Genomic DNA, 20,325 nt, shown 5'->3' on the forward strand with positions numbered 1-20,325 from the left:
TCTTCTGGATTATCTACTTTTCCAAGTATATCATTTTCATCTTTGTATCTTAAAGATGCCATATCAGTGATTCCTGGTCTAATACTTAAAACTTTTTTTTGTTCATCATTATATAAAGCAACATACTTAGGAACTTCTGGTCTTGGTCCTACTAAACTCATATCTCCTAATAAAACATTAAATAATTGAGGTAGCTCATCTATTTTAAATTTTCTAAGAAATGCCCCCACTTTTGTTATTCTACTATCATTACCTATAGTTATTTGCTTTCCAAGCTTTTCAGCATCAGTTACCATAGTTCTAAATTTATAAATATTAAATTCTCTTCCATCTTTACCTACTCTTTTTTGTAAGAATAATATACTTCCTTTAGAATCTATTTTTATTGCAATACTAACTATTATAAATACTGGTGATAATATAACTATTCCCAATAAAGATACTAGGAAATCAAATATTCTTTTTATTATTTGATTAAATTTATTCATTATCTATCCTCTACTTTATTCATATTTACTATTATTTATTCTTCTGTAACAGCTGCCTCATTTACTTCTGAGGGTTCCTTATAGGTTGGAACAATTTGCTTCATTTTTTCTTTAATTAATTTATCATTAGTTTCATTTAATACTTCTTTAAGTTCTTCTAACTTTTTATTTAAACTATCTATACTTTCAAAGGTTGGCTTTCCTATATATATTTTATTATGCTCAGTATTTTGAAGACCTTCTTCACTCATTAATAGTTCTTCATATAGCTTTTCTCCTGGTCTTAATCCTGTTACTTTTATTTTTATATCCCTGTTAGGCTCTAAACCAGAAAGTTTAATTAAATCCAAGGCTAAATCATATATTTTAACTGGTTTTCCCATATCCAACACAAATACTTCTCCACCCTTAGCAAAACATCCAGCTTGCAAAACTAGCTGTGCTGCTTCAGGAATAAGCATAAAGTATCTAGTTATATTCTTATGAGTTACAGTTACTGGTCCACCATTTTGAATTTGCTTCTTAAATAATGGAATTACAGATCCATTACTTCCTAATACATTACCAAATCTAACAGCTACAAACTCTGTTTCACTTATTGTATTATAGGATTGAATAATCATCTCACAAAGTCTCTTAGTAGCTCCCATTATATTAGTTGGATTTACAGCCTTATCTGTAGATATTAAAACTAATCTATCAATTTTATGTTCATGAGCCGTTCTAACAAGATTTAATGTTCCAAAGACATTATTTTTAATTGCTTCTTTTGGACTATCTTCCATTAAAGGAACATGTTTGTGCGCTGCTGCATGGAATACAACATCCACATGATATTTATCAAATATCTCTTCTAATCTATCTTTATCTCTAATAGACCCAATTAATACATCCATATTTATATTAGGATATCTATCCTTAAGTTCATTTTGAATATCATAAACTGTATTTTCATAAATATCAAATAAAATTAATTTTTTAGGTCCAAAAGGAACTATTTGTCTACATAATTCAGATCCAATGGATCCACCTGCACCAGTCACCAATACTACTTTATTATTTAAATAATTTGAAATACCATTATTATCAAGGACAACTGGATCTCTTCCAAGTAAATCCTCTAATTCTACATCTTTAATTTTACTAACTGTTGCTTCTCCAGATATTATTTCATATATACCAGGAATTATCTTAACCTTACAATTTGTTTTTTTGCATATAGCTAAAATTTCTCGTTTATTTTCATTATCTATAGAAGGAATTGCTAGAATTATAGTATCAATTTCTTTTTCTTCAGCTAATCTAACTATATCTTCTCTCTTTCCTTCAACTTTTACTCCACTAATACGCTTTCCTTGTTTGAAATCTCTATCATCTACCAATAAGATAGGATTTAATTTAAGATTTCTTCTTGAAAGCATTTCGTTAATTATCATAGTCCCTGCAGAACCTGCTCCTATAATCATAACTCTTTCTTGATCACTTGCATATTTATATGGCATATATAATAATGCTCTTCTATAAACCCTATATAAAATTCTATATCCTAAGGTAAAAATACACGCTAGCATTGTTCCTATTACTGATACATTTAAAGGTATAGTAGAGCCAAAATTTCTGGTATACAAAATAACTATTGCTCCTGCTAGAATTCCACCACCTACACCTAGTAAAAATTCATCAGTTCCTGTTAAATGCCAAAGAGAACTATACATCTTAAATAATGCAAAACATATAATATATGCAACTGTAACAAATATCATATCTTGTTCATATATTGTTGCAAATTCTGTAAATCTCTCATAAGCTGTTATATTAATAGCTAGCAAGTACGCCATATTAACTAAGAATATATCTATTACTACAAGTACAAATGTTTTAAGCCTATTCATTATTTTCCTCCTCTTCTCAAAATAAGAAGATTTCTACTAATTAGTTTAATTAATATTAAAATTTACTTATATAATTATACTACTAACATTATTATATTGTCTATAAATCTATCTGTTTATTAAATGTAGTACACAATAAAAGAACAAGCTATAAACCTGTTCTTAATAGCAAACATAATAGCATACTTAATTTAAAAGAGTATTTAAAATTATAGTAATTCTATTATCCCACATTTCTTCTTTTAATACATTTGTTCTTATATTATCTTTATACTTATTATAACTATCTACATCACTTGTTATATCTAAAATTGCATTACTTAGGCTAATAATATCAGCCTGTGCTATTTTACCTATATCGTATTTTTTTATTATTTTTTCAATTTCTAAACAATTTGTAGATACTATTGGTTTTTCATAAGAAATGTATTCAAACAACTTTATAGGAACTGCTAAATCACTGTATATTCCTGGAATTAAAGAAATTATTGAGTATTTCGATATATTATATATCTTTTTCAATTCTTTTTGCCCAGATTTTCCTATATATAAATTTAACCAATCTTCATCTTTATATTTTTTTATTATATCATTTTCTTCTCTACAAACTAAATTTAATTTCAGCAAATTATTCTTGTTATAAGCCATTTTAAATGAATCTAACAATAAATTTGAACCATAAAGTCCATCTAAGCCACCTACATAAATAAATGAATTATCCTCTCCATTTGCTAGATTCTCTATTTTCTCTGCACCCGGCATCAATATTACTTTATTAGGAAAATCAAAATAATTAGCAAATGTTTCAGAAGGAAAATATATAACTTTACTCACATATTTAATTAATTTCCAATCAAATTTGTGCATTAAAATAATTATTTTAGACTTTAATCCTTTATTTGAGTAGTATTCTGATAATTTCCAAAAAGCATCCCTATAAAATACCCCTACTGGAACCTTTTTTATTTTGCTTATATATAACATTAGTAAGTGGTCACATAAATTAAATATTGGTCCAGAAGGTGGTTCTATATAACAAATATCAAATTTTTTTCCCCTAATTTCTTTAAAATATTTAAATACCCTTTTCCAACGGTCATAAATTCTATTTTGTTGCCCTTCTAGCAATTGAACCTCTAAACCTGCTCTATTTAAAGCTTCATATATTTTTTTAGGCCTAACTGATGACCCACTCTTTTGCTCATTAAAGTCTACAAATGTTATATATAATATACTTTTACTCATTTATTTGCTCCCTGCCTTTTTTATTATATATAATTATAAAAATTCCAATTAACCAAAAAGTACAACCTGATACTGTTTGTAATAAATATGGCTCCATGGAGTTAAAAATTATAAATATAATTATATAAGTCTTTAATAACCTTTTTTCAAATTCACTAAAATGTATATTACCAGTGCTACTGCCTTCCACTATATATCACCCCTTCAAGCCNCTTTTTTCATATTCACTAAAACAAATAATGCTTTTAAAAAATATAAATATAATTATAAGTATTAATATTAATCCTAAAAATCCATTTTGAAGAAAAACCTCTAAAAATCCATTATGAGAATGTGCTGCAGCCCTTTCATAAATAGGTATAACTTTACCTTTAAATAATGAATCTATGCTATTAAAGCCATTTCCTATAAAAGGATTAGTTGTAAAATGACTTAAAGCATAATCCCATATATATCTTCTCCCACTAAAGGAAATATTTTTATTGAATACTCCTCCTACAATACTATTTAAAATTGATGAATTAAAATTAATTATAGGAAGTAAGGAAGAAAAAATAGCAGATATTATTAATAATATATTTGATCTTTTATCATTTTTTATAAATATAAATACTGGTAAAAATAAAGCAATAATTAAAATCCCTGTAGAACTTTTAGATAGCAGTACCATAAGTATACTTATAGACATCATAAATACTGCTGTTTTATTTATTCTATTATTAATTTTCTTAAAAAGGTATAAATAATATATATAAACAAATATACATAAATTCAAATAAATAGTTAATGTGCTTCTACTTAAATGAATTCCTCTAATAACATTTGAATTATCCATATAACCTATATCTCTAAATATAAATATAGATATTATTTCAAGTATCATTAAAACATTACAATAGTTTTTTAGATAAAGAATAACTCTATCCTTATTTAAAATATTAAATGCTACTATAAAATATGATAATAACCCTATATAATTTATATAAACCTTAATTGCTTCAAATTTTTCAGGTGTTAATAAAATACTTCCACCTACTATTAAAGTAAATATAATGATTACCTCATATATTTTCAACTTAATTCTTTTTGTTAATATATAATAAAGCATTAACAGAATAAATATCATATTTATAAATAATCTCGATATACTAATTATGCTAGGATTTATATAAAACCTTTCAAATAATGCATCGCTAATTGATGTATTAATAAATAATACAAACACATTAAAAAACACATTATACAATAATACTCTAAGTAACATCTTTATTATCAATTACCTTTCTATATATAGAAATCACTTTATTTGCTATAACTTTTTCTGAGAAGTTATCTTCACAAAATTTACTAATATACCCTTTATCATATTTAGAATAATTAGAGATCATTTTAATCATAGCATTTTTAATTTCTTCAACATTTTCATTTTCTACTAATATTCCACATTGTTCATTTAAGAATGTATCTGGCCCCCCTGTTATTGAAGCTATTACAGGCTTACCATAATTCATAGCTTCAATATATACTATTCCAAAGGTCTCAAACCTACTTGCCAATATAAAACAATCACATTCTTGCATATTCTTAGCAACTTCTTCTCTATTTAATTCTCCTAGTAAATAGATGTTATCACTTAAATCATATTTATCAATTAAAACCTTTAAGTTCTTAATTTCCTCACCAGAACCACCAATTAATAGTTCAACATTCTTAAAATTATCTTTTCCCAAATTAAAAGCTTCAATTAATAAATCCATTCCCTTTTTATAAGTTAAGAATCCTAAACTAAAAAACCTAAATTTTTCTGAATCATCTTTTTTAATATTATCAGTATTCACTTTAGGCATTTTAACTAAATTAGGTACTACATCTATTTTATTAATATCTATATATTTAGAAACTTCTTTTTTTAATCCATTTCCTACAACTAATACTCTTTCAGCATTTTCAAATACATTTCCTAGGTATTTTTTTTGAGTGTTATTAATTAGTCCTCTTGAATACTTAGTTGAATGTTCAGTTATAACATAAGGCATATTAATATTGGCTATACTATATGCAATTCCAATATCTAAGGCTGAATGAATATGTACTAAGTCAATATACCCCTCATTTTCAGATATTATTCTCATAAGTTTTTTTAATAATTTTGAATAATATTTTAGATATAATTCTTGCATCTTTGGAAAATAATTGTAAGTATTATATCTATAAATCTTAATACCATTTTCATTAGATATTTCTAAACTATTAAGCTTTCCTTTAAAATTTATTTTTCTTATATCCTCAATATTTATACTTAATACAATTACTTCAACGCCTTCTTTATTAAGTGCTTCTGCTTGCTCTTTGAAAAAAATTCCATTAAGAGGTTTTTTATCGTTTGGATACCAGGAAGGTAATAATAATACTCTCATTTTTTATCCTCCGATTCTATTTAATTCTACTTATATGCCTTTTTATAAATACATAATGAATAATTGATGATATTATAAATACTAATAGAGTCGCATATGCTGCTCCAATACTTCCATATTGTTTTATTAATATGATATCAAGAATTATGTTTGCAACTCCTGAAAAGATTGCATTTATCAAATTAGCTCTTGCATCACCTAGACTAGCTAATATATTTCCATAAGGTATTCTAAAAGTACCTGAAATAAAATATCCTATCATAAGAATTCTAAAAGAAGGTATTGCATCCATATATTTAGGGAATATTATATGAAATATAGGTTTGGCTAAAATAACTCCCCCTAAACTTATTAATAAGTTTACAATTCCCAAACCTTTAGTTAATAATGATAATTTTTCTTTTACCCACTGTTTATTATCTTTATTCTGTGCAAAATATGGATAAGCAAATATCAATAATGATATTGGGATAAATGTGATATTAAAAGGTATTGTAGTTGCAACTTTATAACTAGCTAATATTTCTTCATTCTTAGTAAACACTCCTACTAATTGAGTATCTAGCAAATATAGAATTTGAGACATAGCATTACTAAGTACTGTAATTATAGAATACTTCAAAAACTTTATTTGAGAATCTCTTGTATCTATTTTAGTAAACTTAAATAGTTTAATATCTTCTCTAATAAAATATGCACCTAATAAAATAGTACTAAAATAAGCAATATACATTCCTAAAATTAAACCATTAGCTCCCATTAAAAAAGATAAAGAAACTGTAGCTATAAAATATATAAATGTATTAAAGACTGTTATTCTACTAAATTCCTTATTTCTAAGGGATGCTCTTAAATAAGCTTGAATTGCATTATAGGTTATACTTAATATTGGTATAAAGGACATAATAAGTAGGTATTGTCTACTTGATTCAATGGCAACAGGTCCCCAAAAAGCATAAACCATCAATGCCACACTTACTAAAACATTAAAGACAAATCCAATTTTAATTCCAAAACTAAAAAACTTATACTTATCTCTAGTTTCCTTCTCTACACTTGAATATTGTAATATTCCAGAAGTAATACCTAGTCCTTCAAGTAATAAAGCAAAACTCATTGTATTTTGAGCATAAGAAAATGCTCCATATTCATTTACTGAAATAATATTAGTAAGAAATAGCACAGTCATAAACTGCACTATTTTATTAATAAAATTAGCACTAAATATTTGAATTAATCCCTTACTTAATATTGATTTAATATCTTCTTTATTCATAAATATTCCTTATCCTTTTCATAAAGTTAAGTAATGTCATTACCTGTGTTTTTTCAATAACATTTCCTTCTTTATATATTATTTCACAATCCATTTTTATTTCAGGATAATCTTCTAATATCCAGATATTATCTTTAACATAGTTGTTAATAAAATCCCTTAAACTTTCATTTTCACTATACCATTTACTAAATGGATTCATATTATTCCCTTGAGAAAAATGTAATTGTATTTGCCCATCAATAACTCTAAACATTTTTCCTGCAAAAGTTCCCATAAATTTAGTATTAAATTCAGTAGGTCTTAAATTCCATTTTTGCCATTTATAATTTGTTGCTTTTGGATAATATTTTTGTATCATCTTTAAGAATAATGCTTCTTTATATTTATATTCTGGTTTCATTTTACCACAATATGAAATTAAATCAGCATTAGTAAATGGTTCACTAGTTTCAGATATATCTAAGGAACTTACTGATCCATTATACATACCATTTATGCCTCTATTATAGATAGCAAATCTTTCTTCATTCCCATACTTTTCTTTAACAAAAGGATTAATATGTTCAACCTTATTTTTAAATCTTCTAGAATACATCCAATTTCCAATTTCAGGACTAGTATGTTTTGGAGCTGAAATATAATCTCCATGCATAACATCTGCTAAGTTTCCATTATGAATAAAACCAAACTTTTCAAAATTTATAATTTCATTGGCTGAAACTAAATGAATTGCACCTGAATATATATTTTGTCCAAAATTAGCTCCTACGGCTTTATCAATATTCTTTAAAAATTCTCCATTATTCAAACTTTTAAAGATACTATCAAATTTAAAATCTGCTGCTATTTTTCTAGCAATTTTCTCATCCCTTGAATAATTCTCTGAAAAAGTTATAGTTGTAATATCATCATATCCTAAGTCCTTTGCAACTATTGAAACCATTCTAGAATCCAATCCACCACTTAAATAAGCTATATGATTATATCCATTATCCATATCTTTTTTAAATGCCATATTAATAGATTCTCTAAAAAGCTCATTCATATTATAGGTTATTTCATCTTCACTATCATTTAAATAATTCTCATTATCTAAGAAGAAATATTGTTTACTTTCTAATGAATTATCTTTTAATGTTAATATTGTTCCTGGCTCTATTCTCTTAATTTCTTTTACTAAGGTTGTATCTGCAATCATATATCCAAAGGTTAACATATAATAAGCTCCAACTTCATCAATACTAACCTTAATACCAAGATTTTTTAAAGCTTCTATTATATTAAAAAGATCACTTCCTGCTACAAAAGTTTCTTTTTCTTTATCATAATAGTAATAAACTGGTTTATTTCCTAAATGGTTTGTAAATACAAAAGTTTCATTTCTTAATTTATCAAGAATTACTCCATAAAAATTCCCACGTAAATCCTTAACAAAATCTATTCCCTTTTCTTTATACATTTTACTTACTAAATCAAAATTATCTTTACTATTATATTGTTTATTTAATTTATCATTATTTAATATTACACCATCTATCACTGCTACTAAATCATTTGATTCACTAAATACTTTTTCTTTTTCAAACTTTTTATTAAAATTTTTATAGATAATGTATCCTTCTCCAGACATTGAGTCAAATTCATTTTTTATATTTTCATTAACTCTTCTTGAAGAAATTAAAGTACTTCCTCTCATTATATAACCTCCAATCATTTAATCTTATAAGTATAATATTTATTTCTAAATCTATCTCCAAAATTAAAAGCTATACCCATTAGATTCGAACTTAAGTTATTTATATCATTAATTGTAGATTTTATAATATCCTTCTTTGTGGATTCAGCTTTAACAACAAGTATGCTTCCATCAACTTTTCTTAACAATAATTTAGTATCGGCTGATGCTTGAACTGCTGGAGTATCTACTATTATATAATCATAATCTTTATTAAGTTCCTTTAATAATTCATCAAATACTTTTGAATCTAATAAAGACATAGTATTTACATTTACATCACCAGTTGAGATTATATGTAAGTTATCATTTTTCTTTACTATTACATCTTCAAGTTTATCATGGTCAAATATAACTTCTTTCAATCCAATATTTGAATTAATTCCAAATATCTCACTTGTTTTATTATTATTATAATTAGTATCAATTAAAAGTGTTTTGTTAGAATTACTTAAAGCTATAGCTAGATTTATAGCAACTATAGTACTTCCTTCTCCGCTAACTGAAGATGTAATTGCTATACTTTTTACTTTACTATTATTTTTACCATACTTTATTTCTGCAGCTAATGAATTAAAAGCCTTGTTAAAATCAAAGTCAGTTGTATTTTTAGATACTAATTTAGGACTTGTTTTTTTAATTTTAGGAATATTAACAATTATAGGTAATTTAAGTTCTCTTTCAATTTCTCCTTTAGTTTTAAAAGTCTTATTGATACATTCTAATATAAATGAAACTATAAAGGCTAATCCAAAACCACCTACAAATCCTATAACTATAAGTATTTTATTATTTCTTATATCAGCTTTCTCGATAATTCCAACATTTTCTTCTATAGAAACTGTTGCATCTTCATTATAATCTTCTGCAACATCTAATAATTCATCTCTAATAGCAGTAATAATTTTTTTAGTTTGTTCTTCATTTTCACTTGAATATTTAACCTGAACAAAATCAGATCTCTCAATATTAACTAAAGTAAGTGCACCTAATACCTGTGGTGCAGTTAAATTTAAGTCTGTTCTTTTTATTGCATTTTCAGCAAAATTTCTTGTTTTCATAAGTTCTATTAAGTTTTGTATTAAGTTTGGTTCTTTTTTTACAACTGTTCCATTATCAGTTACTATTACATCACTTCTAATCAAAGTTTTAAAATTCCCTTGATATGTTATAGTTTCTTTAGATGTTCCAGATACTAAAGCACCTAATATAGTTGTAAAAATAGCAACTATTAATATACTCTTCCATCTTTTCATACATCCTCTTAATATATCTTCAAATTTTAATATTTCTGGTTCCATATTTATACCTACCTTTACAATGCTTAAATAAATTTATTAATTTAATTTTTTTGTTAAATCTAAATAGATACTATTCATATAATTAAAATTATCAATATAATTATAATTTTCTTCTACAAATTTCCTTGCATTAATCCCCATGATTTCCCTTAATTCATTATCATATACTAAAGTTTCTATCTTATTTACTAAATCATTTATATCCCTTTTCTTAAATATTAGGCTTGAATATTCTGAACTTGTTGCTTCCATTAAACCTTCAGCATCTGAAACTATAACTGGTATTCCACAGGCTTCAGCTTCAACAGCAGCAACTCCAAAACTTTCAAATATAGATGGAAAAACTGCTATATCAAAACTATTAAACACCCTTGGAACTTTTTTCTGATCTATATACCCTAAAAATTCCACATATTCTTCTATATCAAATTCTTTACATAACTTCCTTAATTCAACTTCCTTACTTCCTTTTCCAGCTATTATTAATTTAAGATTCAATTTTTTATTTTTCTTAAGCATAATATTAAAAGCTCTTATTAAATACTCTATTCCATAATTATCTTCCAATGTTTTAACTGTTCCTATAACTATATCACTATTTTTTTCTTTATTAGCCTTATTAGGTTTAAACATATCTATATCAACACCAAATGGAGTTATTAGAATATTCTTATCTGTATACTTATTAGTTTCTTTTGCCATAGCTCTACTAGTAGATAATATTATATCTGCTTTTTTCAAATTATATTTAAGCAATGCTTTATGAATAAAAGATTTATTAGGAAAATCATAAACATCACTTCCCCATACAGAAACTATATATGGCTTATATTTAGAAAGAGCTCCAATTAATCCATAGCTTGTAGCATAATGTGCATGTAAAATATCAGGTTTTATATTTCTAATTATCTTCTTAATTTTCATGATATTCTTTAAATATCTGATTTTAGAAATTGAATTCCCCTGATTTTCAATTTTCATTTCCATACTATAAACTTTTACTCCATCTATTTCTCCATCATTTAACGAAATTACAGATACATCATATCCTTTATCTCTAAAAAAACAACATAGTTTTTTTGTATGAATACTATTTGCATCCCCTAAATAACATATTCTCATAACACACCTCACAAAAGAGCACTCTTTAAATTTTGCCTAAACAGGCATTATATTTTTCTTAATTATAATATGTTTATGTATAAATTGTCTATAAAGCTATTTCTTTTTAAAAATAGCTTTAATTATTTCCTTAATTATATCTCTATACATAAACATGATTAATACAACACTAAATATACTTAAAAGTAAAATTACATAATTAAATTTGTATATACTAGAATATGTAGCCAATATATATACTGATGCTGTGCAAATCCAGAATTTACTTAAGTGAAGCTTAATATTATAATACTTATTTCCATAGTATGTTCTTGATATAAAGAAAACTATATAAGAAAGTCCCGTTGATATTGCTGCTCCTTTAGCTCCTAATGATGGAACTAATATTATATTGCCTATTATATTGAATATAGCTGAAAAACTAGCTATATAAACATGATATTTTGTCTTCTTTTTAAAGTTTATTCCTAGAACAGTAGTTTCAGAAATAGTATACATTATTGGCATGAAGACTAAGAAAGGAAATATAAACTGTGCTCCTCTATAATCTACTCCTAACAATCCAATAACAATGTCTTTTGTAGCAATTAAACCTACTGATAGAAGTAACATAGCTACTGATACTATTTGATTTATATTACTAAAAAACTTTATATCCTCAGGATTGTTTTTATATTTTTCATAAGCCACCGGGGTCCAAAAAGTAGTAAAAGCACCTTGGAAATTATTCAATAATGCAATAATAGTCATTGCTCCAGTATATAGACCTATTTCTTCATAAGTACTAAATATCCTTAGTGAAATTCTATCTACTGATTGAAATACCCACGTTATTGCCATAGAAAATATAAATGGTGTTCCATATGTTACAAGTTCTTTAGTTGTAGTATTAACTTTATTTACTAATTTAATTCTTTTCCAATCATTTCGCTCACTGATTATAGCCCATAATGTTTTTACTAAATTAGATAGGATAGTTGCAATAATTATAGTCATATAATTATCCTTAAAAATTACAAATAACAAACCTATAAAAATTAAATAAGAGGCTTTGTTAACTACATTTAATAATGAGTATAACTTGCCCTTTTGTTTCATTCTTACATGGATCATAGCAAAATTTGAAATTATGCTAAAAACAGTGTGAATTAAAATTAATAAAACTATTGGGAATGAAACTTCATCAACTATAAATATTGATATTCTTTTATAGAAAAATAGTATAATCCCCGTTACTATGAGGTTTAGAAATATTGTTACAAATAAGCTTTTACCTAATAACCCTCCCCTATTATTTTCATCTTCGTCATAATAATATCTTATGTACGCTTGATCTATTCCCATCATTACAACTACAATAATTAAGCTTGTAAAAGTTGTAAACATAGATGCTTTTCCTAATTGCTCTGGAGTTATTAATCTAGAAATTATAGGTGATGAAATAAAACCTAAAACTAATACGATTCCATTTCCAATAGCAAATTCAATAAATTTTTTAAACAAACCCTTCATTTATTTATCCTCTTCAATTATTTTTTGACCTCATTATATATTACCACAACTAAAGTAATTAAAATTAAAATATTTATTAAATTTTTATTTTTAGAATACTTTTAAACTTTTATTTATATTATAATATACAAGTTGTCATAATTTAACCTTGGAGGATATTATATGAAAAAAAAAACTAATAAAACTTTTCTTCTTCATAACCATTACATCAAATCTATTTATATCTAAAACTTATTCACTAGATTTAAATTATATAAATGGTTATGATAGGTATGAAACAGCAGCAATAATTGCTGATACAATGAATTATACTACAGCAATATTAGTTAATGGACTCTCAACTGCTGATGGTTTATCTGCTAGTGGATTAAGTGGAACTTTAAACTCACCAATACTATTAACAAGGGATAATTCTATACCTTACACTACTCTTGAAAGGCTAAAAATAGCCAATAAGATATATATTGTTGGTGGTGAAACTGTTATATCAGCAAAAATAGAAACTCAGTTGTTAAATATGGGTAAAATGGTAAAAAGATTATCTGGAGCTAATAGATATGATACTTCAATAGCTGTTGCAAATGAAATAGAAAATATAAAAGGTGTTGACGAAATATATTATGTAAATGGTCTAAAAGGTGAGGCTGATGCAATGAGCATAGCTCCTGTGGCTGCTTCTAGACAAAATCCTGTAATACTTACAAATGGACAAAGTACTACATATAGAAGAAATGTAACATCATATTCCATAGGTGGTGCTACAGTAATAAATTCATATTTTGATACTTTTACTGAAAGAATTTCTGGGATAAATAGATTCGAAACTAATAAAAATGTTATAAATAAGTTTTTTCCTAATAAAACACATGTTAACTTAAGTAAATCTGATGTTTTAATTGATGCTCTCACTTCATCTGCTTTAAAAGAACCTGTTGTGCTTATTTCAAATGATTCTGATAAAAGTGTTATAGCTGGTTCAAAAAGTGCAACTATTTTTGGAAATATTAATACAACTGCAGTTAATAGAGCTAAATCCTATTTATTTGGAGATACTGTAGTATTTTATACTCAACATCAAGATGATGAAACACTCTTTGCAGGAAGTACTATAGTAGATGCCATTGAAGCCGTAGGAAAAGAAAATGTATATGTTGTATTAATAACTGATGGGACAGGCTCTGAAGTCTTTAACTGGAGTAGATATAAAAATATTGATAATCAAACTAAAATAGCACTTAGAATAAATGAATTTAAAGCTGCCTTATCCCAATTAGGTGTTTTAGAAAGTAATATAAAACTACTAGGGCAACCTGAAAATAATATTAATAAAAATATTATAGTTAATACCATAGATTATTTTGAAAGTAATTTTAACAATGTAACTCACATTACTCATAGTTATAAATATGATACGCATCCACAACATTTAGCTACAGGCCAGTTATTAAATAACTTATATATTAATGGATTTATTAAAGATTGTAGATTTTTTATTCCTCAATCTGAGGTAAATAAAATTCCTGAAGCTGACCTTATAGAAAGTGTATCAGACAGTATAAATGAAAAAAATAAAGTTTTAAATGCTTGTAATGAATATATTTTAGATAATAAAGATATGATAAGAGAAGGAATTGGATTTAAATCCGTTCCTGGATTATTTAGATGTCTAACTTCTGATCCTAAAGTTTCTTCTTTTTTACACTTATCAGGCATATAAAAATGGAGCTGTAAATCAGCTCCATTTTTATTATCTTATAATATCTATTCCTAATCCAATTAAAATATTATCTGAAATTACAACATTACTACCAAGAACATAAATATTATTTAGATAAGGTTTTGCATCAGTAATAACGTTTCTGACTGTTATTTCAGATTGTCTTATATTAGATAACAATACAAAGTTACCACTCTTTGCAGCTATTGCTGAAGCTGATAAAGCATCTGGGAATGATAGTCCAGAAGCTATGTAAATAGAACTTAAATTAATTTCTGATTTAAATCTATTAAATATTATTGAGTTAGTCTCATATCTATTTGCTCCACCTAATCTCTCTGGTCCTTTACTTTGAGAAGCAACTTGTTCAGAAATTACAGTTGTTGATCCAACCAAATAAGTCTTATTTATATTATTATTATTTATAAAATTCTTTGTTGCATTTGGAATTATATTATTTTTTGTTAATAATATAGGCATTTGTTTTTTAGCTGCTATAGAAGCTATTGATAATCCATCTGCAAAGCTTAATCCATAAGCTAACGCAACTTCCCCATTATTAACTCCAATCTCAGATGCTATTAAAGCAGAAGTTTCATATCTGTCACTTCCACCAATTCTTCTAACATTAATTCCAAGAGCAGCGATTTGATCTTGAATAACTTGTGGAATAGCAGTTTGTCCACCTACTATAATTACATTCTTAACCCTCTTATTAATCAATGTTAATTTTAAATCCGGCTGTGAATCAAGCGTAGTATTTTTTGATAATAAAATAGGAGCATTATATTTGCCTGCTAAAGGTGTAGCTGTTAACGCATCTGGGTAATCTACTCCTGATGCTAAAATTACAGTATCTGATGTTTGCCATCCCTTATTAAATAAGTTATATGAGGTTTCATACCTAGTACTTCCATATACTCTTTCAGCCACTAAAGCATCTAAACTAACATTATTCTTCAAGAAATTATAAGTTCCATCAGCTATTGCATTAATAATTTTATTTTGATAATCTAAATTTTTTAAGCGATTAGCTTCATCAGGATTAGAAATAAATCCACATTCTACTAGTACTGAAGGCATATTAGTATTTTTAATAACATAAAAAGGTTGAGTTTTTACACCTCTATCTTTTGCATTTGTATTAGCGGCTAGCTGGCTTTGTATATTACTTGCTAATTTTTTATCAATATCTGCCTTATACCAATATGTTTCAATACCATTTGCTGAAGGATCAGTAAATGAATTTTGATGTATTGATACAAAAACATCTGGATTAACTGCATTTGCACCCTTTGCAATATCCTCTAAAGAAACAAACTTATCTGTATCTCTACTCATATAAACAGCAATACCCATACTTTGAAGTTTATCTCTAACTCTTAGAGCAAGGCTTAAATTAAGATTCTTTTCTATTATTCCATTTCCACTTGATCCTGGATCACTACCACCGTGGCCTGGATCTAAATATACTACATATTGACTTTTTCTAGCATTATAGTTATTATAGCTAGAATATGAAGTTCTAGCTGAAATTGTATTTTCTGATACATAAACTTGTCTAACATAATACTTTCCACTACTTTCCCCAATTAAAAAAGTAGTTCCTGAAGATACAGGTTTTACACTATCCTCAGTAACTTGTAAAATACCATTATCCATACTTGTCCAATTAATGCTTTGATCTTCTGATAAATTATTTAAAGGTATTACTTCATCTTCTTCTAAAACAATTCCATCATCAAATATTATGTTATCTTCACCATACTCATTAATTATTTCCTTCAGCATAGCTTCTACTTTTTCAGAACTGCTTAAAGTATTAGCATAAGCTTTATAATTAAAAGTTGGTACTACAAAACTAAAAACAGTACCTAATAATATAACTGCAATTAATTTCGTATAATTTTTACTTAATTTCACACGCTCCCCCACCTTTCTACATAAATGACAATATAAATTATATACTACAATAAAATTATATTCAATTAACAGTAATAAACTTAATAAATTAATACATTTTTTAAATTATTTCCCATTAATTTCACCATATATATTTAACAACTTTTGTATAATTCTTTCTTTACTATAAATATCGTTACAAAGTTCCATAATTTTATAGCTATCATACATATTATAATTTCTATACATATAATACATTTTTTCACCAAACTCATCTATATTATCTATATCTACTAACATTCCATTTAAATCATTAATAATATCATTAGCTCCACCATTTCTAGTGCTAATAACAGGTTTCCCACTTGCTAAAGCTTCAATAAGCACTACTCCAAAGGTCTCGAATCTACTTGCAAGAACAAAGGCATTACAATTACTCATTTCATTTTTAACTTCTTCTCGTGATAAGGCTCCTTTAAAAATTATTTGCTCTGAAATATCTAATTCTAATGCTAATTTTTCTAAATTCGCCTTTTCTGGCCCATCACCAGCTACTACAAGTACTACTTCCTCGCCTTTAAAATACTTACTAAAGGCTCTAATTAGTATATCTACTCCCTTATTTGCTTTCAAGTAACATAAGGATAGAAAAGTAAACTTATCATTACTACTTTTAGTTTTTGATCTGCAGTATGAAAACTCACTACAATCTACCATATTAGGAATCACATCTATGTTACCTATATAATATTTTGAAATAGTTTCTTTTAAATATTTACTTACTGAAATTACTTTACTTGCATTTTTAAAGGAATATTTTATTATCTGCCTTTCAAAAAAATTAACATTAAATCTACCATAATAGGAGCTATGTTCGGTTATAATTAAAGGAACTCTTAGCTTTTTAGCAACAAAGATTCCCCCTAGTCCACCCCATATGCAAGAATGAAGATGAACAATATCTATATTTTCTTCTTTAATTATTTCCTTATATATTTTCTTTAAACCTTCTCTAAAAGCAATAGCTGTACCTATATTTCCTGTCTTAGGAATCTTACCTTGAATTATTCTATAAGTTTTTATACCATTATCATCAATTACCTTTACTTTATTCTTGCAAATTTTATCAGATAAAAGTCTAACTTCCACAAAAGCCACTATTACATTATTTCCCTTTTCTTTTATAGCATAAACTTGTTCTCTAAAAAAACTTCCATTAGTTGGATTGTTATCAGTATTATACCAAGAAGGTATAATTAAAATATTCAATATTAACCCTCCTATTCTAAGTAGATTATTATATACTTATCCGCAATTTTCCTCCAAGAAAATAATCTACTATTTTCAATACATTTATTACTCATATAGTTGTAATTTTTTAATATCTTTATTATAGCTTCTGCACCATCTTCTATACTACTATAATTTATTGGAAATCCTACCTCACCATCATCAAAATATTTATCAAACCCCTGATTTTTGGTATAAACAATAGGTAATCCCCTAGACATTGCTTCAGGATAAACAAGTCCAAAAGTTTCATACTTAGAAGGCATTATTAATATATCACTATTATCATAATAATTTTTAAGTTCCTCCTTACTAGCTTTATCATTAAATTGCACATAGGTTAAATTCCTATATTTCTTTATTAAATTCTCTTTTTCAGCTCCATCACCAACTATATTAATAAAGCTTTTAAAACCTCTTTTTCTTAATTCCTTAGTTATTTCTATAGAAGTTGATATATTTTTATTTTTATCAATTCTACAAGGCTGTATTAAGTGGACTTCACCTTCTTTTACTATATGTCTTTTCTTAGTAGATATATTTTCAACCCAAAAATCATCTATTCCATTAGCAATCACTTCAGATTTTTCAACTATCTCTCTTTTATCTATATCTTTAACAAAATTCTTTATTACAAACTCTTTATAACTTGGAGATATAAATATTATCCTTTTAGCATTTTTCATTATTTCTATACCTATTTTTCTTAAATGCTTAGCCTCTTTAAAATATCCATTTACATCAGTATTTCTTACTGCAACTATATAATCAATTCCAAATTCTAATTTAGATTTATAAGCTAAGTACCCATTCTCAAATAGAGAATGAGCATGTATTATATTATAATTCTCCACAGAAACTTTTTTCTTTAAATTTTCATATATATTATTATTTTTTTTATAAAATTCATATTGTCCTATTATATTTATAAATTTTTCATATATACTATTTCCATTCTTATATACACCAGAATAGTATTCATTTTCTTCGACTTTAACTGGAATGTTTTTAGGTTTACAGGGAATATAAATATCACTCTCTATACCTATATTATTTAGCTCATTAAATAAGTTTCTATATAAATTATTTATTGCATAAAAAGAACATATCTGCAGTACTTTCATTTTCTACTCCTTTATTTCTTAATTACTTATTAAAAATTTTACTACAGAATTGAAAGATATCATAGCTTTATGATAAAATATATCTTTGAAAGGGAGTGTAATTATGCCAGGTATTGAAAATACTAGTAATGTAAAAAAAAGAAAAAAGAGAAAAAAGAAATCTGTTGGTTTTAAAATATTTATGGGCTTTCTATGTGTATTACTTGCAATAGCGGTATTAGGTGGAGGATATTTTATAGGTCTTTTAAATAAGATGGATAATGTAGATTTAAATAAAGATAATTTAGGAATTGGAAAAGATGATTTAAAAGAATATGCTAATATAAATAAAATTAAGAATATAGCCTTATTTGGACTAGATTCAACTGATGGTGAAACTGGTCGTTCAGATTCTATTATGATTGCAACTGTAGATCCAGTTCATAATAAAGTTAAATTAACATCTATAATGAGAGATTCATATGTATATATTAATGGCCATGGCCAAGATAAAATAAATCATGCTTATGCCTATGGTGGTCCTGAGCTGTCAATTAGAACTATAAATGAAAACTTTGGATTAAATATTGAAGACTTTGTATCAGTTAATTTTTCTTCATTACCAATAATAATAGATATTCTTGGTGGGGTGGATATAGATATTACAGATGAAGAATTACAATACATAAACGACTATATAACTGATATTAATAACAAAGAAGGTTCAACCTCTCCTTATGTTTCTTATTCTGGACTTCAACACTTAAATGGAACTCAAGCACTTGCCTATTCAAGAATAAGATATACAGATGGAGGCGATTATAAGAGAACTGAAAGACAAAGAACAGTACTTGAAGCTTTATTTAATAGTCTAACATCTGCATCTGTTGCATCATATAACTCATTATTAAATGAAGTTCTTCCATATGTACAAACAAATTTAAATGCAGGAGATATTCTTTCTTTAGGCACAAAAGTTCTTGGAATAGGTAACAATCTAGAACAAGATAGATTCCCAAGAGATGGCTATGGTGAAGGGGCTATGATTGATGGAGTATATTATTTAACTTTCGATATAGAAACAGCCAAACAGCAAATGCGAGATTATATATTTAATGATATTAAATAAGAATACAATATAAAATATCCCGACATCACTGTCGGGATATTTCATTTGCCCTAAAAAGGTTATCTAATATAAATAACCCTATATTTATATTATTACTTATATTTCTATTTTTCAATGAATATTACGGTCTTTACCAAAATATTTTTTATTTTTCTAAACATTATCAGTAATATTTCTTGTTATAAACAATTAA

The 20,325-nt window shown here is 26.0% G+C and carries 15 protein-coding genes; 2 read left to right on the top strand and 13 right to left on the bottom strand.

What is annotated here, in order from left to right; genetic code table 11:
- The 10 genes from HUJ77_RS02590 to HUJ77_RS02635 form a co-directional block, all read right to left on the bottom strand.
- A partial coding sequence (locus HUJ77_RS02590; RefSeq protein WP_291707011.1) for a sugar transferase occupies positions 1-488 on the bottom strand: 488 nt, incomplete at its 3' end.
- Between the two features lie 35 nt (positions 489-523).
- Positions 524-2,380 carry a nucleoside-diphosphate sugar epimerase/dehydratase gene (locus tag HUJ77_RS02595; RefSeq protein WP_291707012.1) on the bottom strand — a complete coding sequence of 619 codons (1,857 nt, stop codon included), beginning with the start codon at positions 2,378-2,380 and terminating at the stop codon, positions 524-526.
- A gap of 186 nt (positions 2,381-2,566) precedes the next feature.
- Positions 2,567-3,625, bottom strand: coding sequence for a glycosyltransferase (locus tag HUJ77_RS02600; protein ID WP_291707013.1), 1,059 nt, complete (start codon positions 3,623-3,625; stop codon positions 2,567-2,569).
- A 196-nt stretch (positions 3,626-3,821) separates the two neighbouring features.
- Entirely contained in the window at positions 3,822-4,700 is an 879-nt protein-coding gene (locus HUJ77_RS02605; protein WP_291707014.1) for an O-antigen ligase family protein, read from the bottom strand.
- Positions 4,701-4,878: 178 nt separating this feature from the next.
- Entirely contained in the window at positions 4,879-6,042 is a 1,164-nt protein-coding gene (locus tag HUJ77_RS02610) for a glycosyltransferase family 4 protein (protein ID WP_291707015.1), read from the bottom strand.
- Between the two features lie 16 nt (positions 6,043-6,058).
- Complete coding sequence (locus HUJ77_RS02615) at positions 6,059-7,318, bottom strand: oligosaccharide flippase family protein (protein WP_291707016.1); 1,260 nt, start codon at positions 7,316-7,318, stop codon at positions 6,059-6,061.
- On the bottom strand, positions 7,311-9,017 hold the full coding sequence (locus HUJ77_RS02620; protein ID WP_291707017.1) for an asparagine synthase-related protein: 1,707 nt from the start codon (positions 9,015-9,017) through the stop codon (positions 7,311-7,313). Before HUJ77_RS02620 ends, HUJ77_RS02615 begins: the two co-directional genes overlap by 8 nt.
- Before the next feature lie 14 nt (positions 9,018-9,031).
- The gene (locus tag HUJ77_RS02625; RefSeq protein ID WP_291707018.1) at positions 9,032-10,357 is read right to left on the bottom strand and encodes a polysaccharide biosynthesis tyrosine autokinase; all 1,326 of its coding nucleotides are present in this window, start codon (positions 10,355-10,357) and stop codon (positions 9,032-9,034) included.
- Positions 10,358-10,393: 36 nt separating this feature from the next.
- Positions 10,394-11,479, bottom strand: coding sequence for a glycosyltransferase (locus HUJ77_RS02630; protein ID WP_291707019.1), 1,086 nt, complete (start codon positions 11,477-11,479; stop codon positions 10,394-10,396).
- Positions 11,480-11,575: 96 nt separating this feature from the next.
- Positions 11,576-12,991 (bottom strand): oligosaccharide flippase family protein, encoded by a 1,416-nt coding sequence (locus tag HUJ77_RS02635; RefSeq protein WP_291707020.1) that lies wholly within the window; start codon positions 12,989-12,991, stop codon positions 11,576-11,578.
- A 220-nt stretch (positions 12,992-13,211) separates the two neighbouring features.
- On the opposite strand from HUJ77_RS02635, the gene HUJ77_RS02640 reads away from it, so the two are divergent.
- Positions 13,212-14,708: a cell wall-binding repeat-containing protein gene (locus tag HUJ77_RS02640; protein WP_291707035.1), complete on the top strand. Its 1,497-nt coding sequence runs from the start codon at positions 13,212-13,214 to the stop codon at positions 14,706-14,708.
- Positions 14,709-14,738: 30 nt separating this feature from the next.
- On the opposite strand, the gene HUJ77_RS02645 is transcribed toward HUJ77_RS02640, so the two are convergent.
- The 3 genes from HUJ77_RS02645 to HUJ77_RS02655 form a co-directional block, all read right to left on the bottom strand.
- Positions 14,739-16,631, bottom strand: coding sequence for an N-acetylmuramoyl-L-alanine amidase (locus HUJ77_RS02645; RefSeq protein WP_291707021.1), 1,893 nt, complete (start codon positions 16,629-16,631; stop codon positions 14,739-14,741).
- Between the two features lie 105 nt (positions 16,632-16,736).
- Positions 16,737-17,879, bottom strand: coding sequence for a glycosyltransferase (locus HUJ77_RS02650; protein ID WP_291707022.1), 1,143 nt, complete (start codon positions 17,877-17,879; stop codon positions 16,737-16,739).
- Positions 17,880-17,890: 11 nt separating this feature from the next.
- Positions 17,891-19,024, bottom strand: coding sequence for a glycosyltransferase family 4 protein (locus tag HUJ77_RS02655; protein WP_291707023.1), 1,134 nt, complete (start codon positions 19,022-19,024; stop codon positions 17,891-17,893).
- 103 nt (positions 19,025-19,127) lie between these two features.
- Between HUJ77_RS02655 and HUJ77_RS02660 the strand changes: the two genes are divergently transcribed.
- Positions 19,128-20,132 carry an LCP family protein gene (locus HUJ77_RS02660; protein WP_291707024.1) on the top strand — a complete coding sequence of 335 codons (1,005 nt, stop codon included), beginning with the start codon at positions 19,128-19,130 and terminating at the stop codon, positions 20,130-20,132.
- Positions 20,133-20,325 lie beyond the last annotated feature (193 nt).

The sequence above is a fragment of the Clostridium sp. genome, from assembly GCF_021443865.1.
Lineage (GTDB): Bacteria > Bacillota > Clostridia > Clostridiales > Clostridiaceae > Clostridium.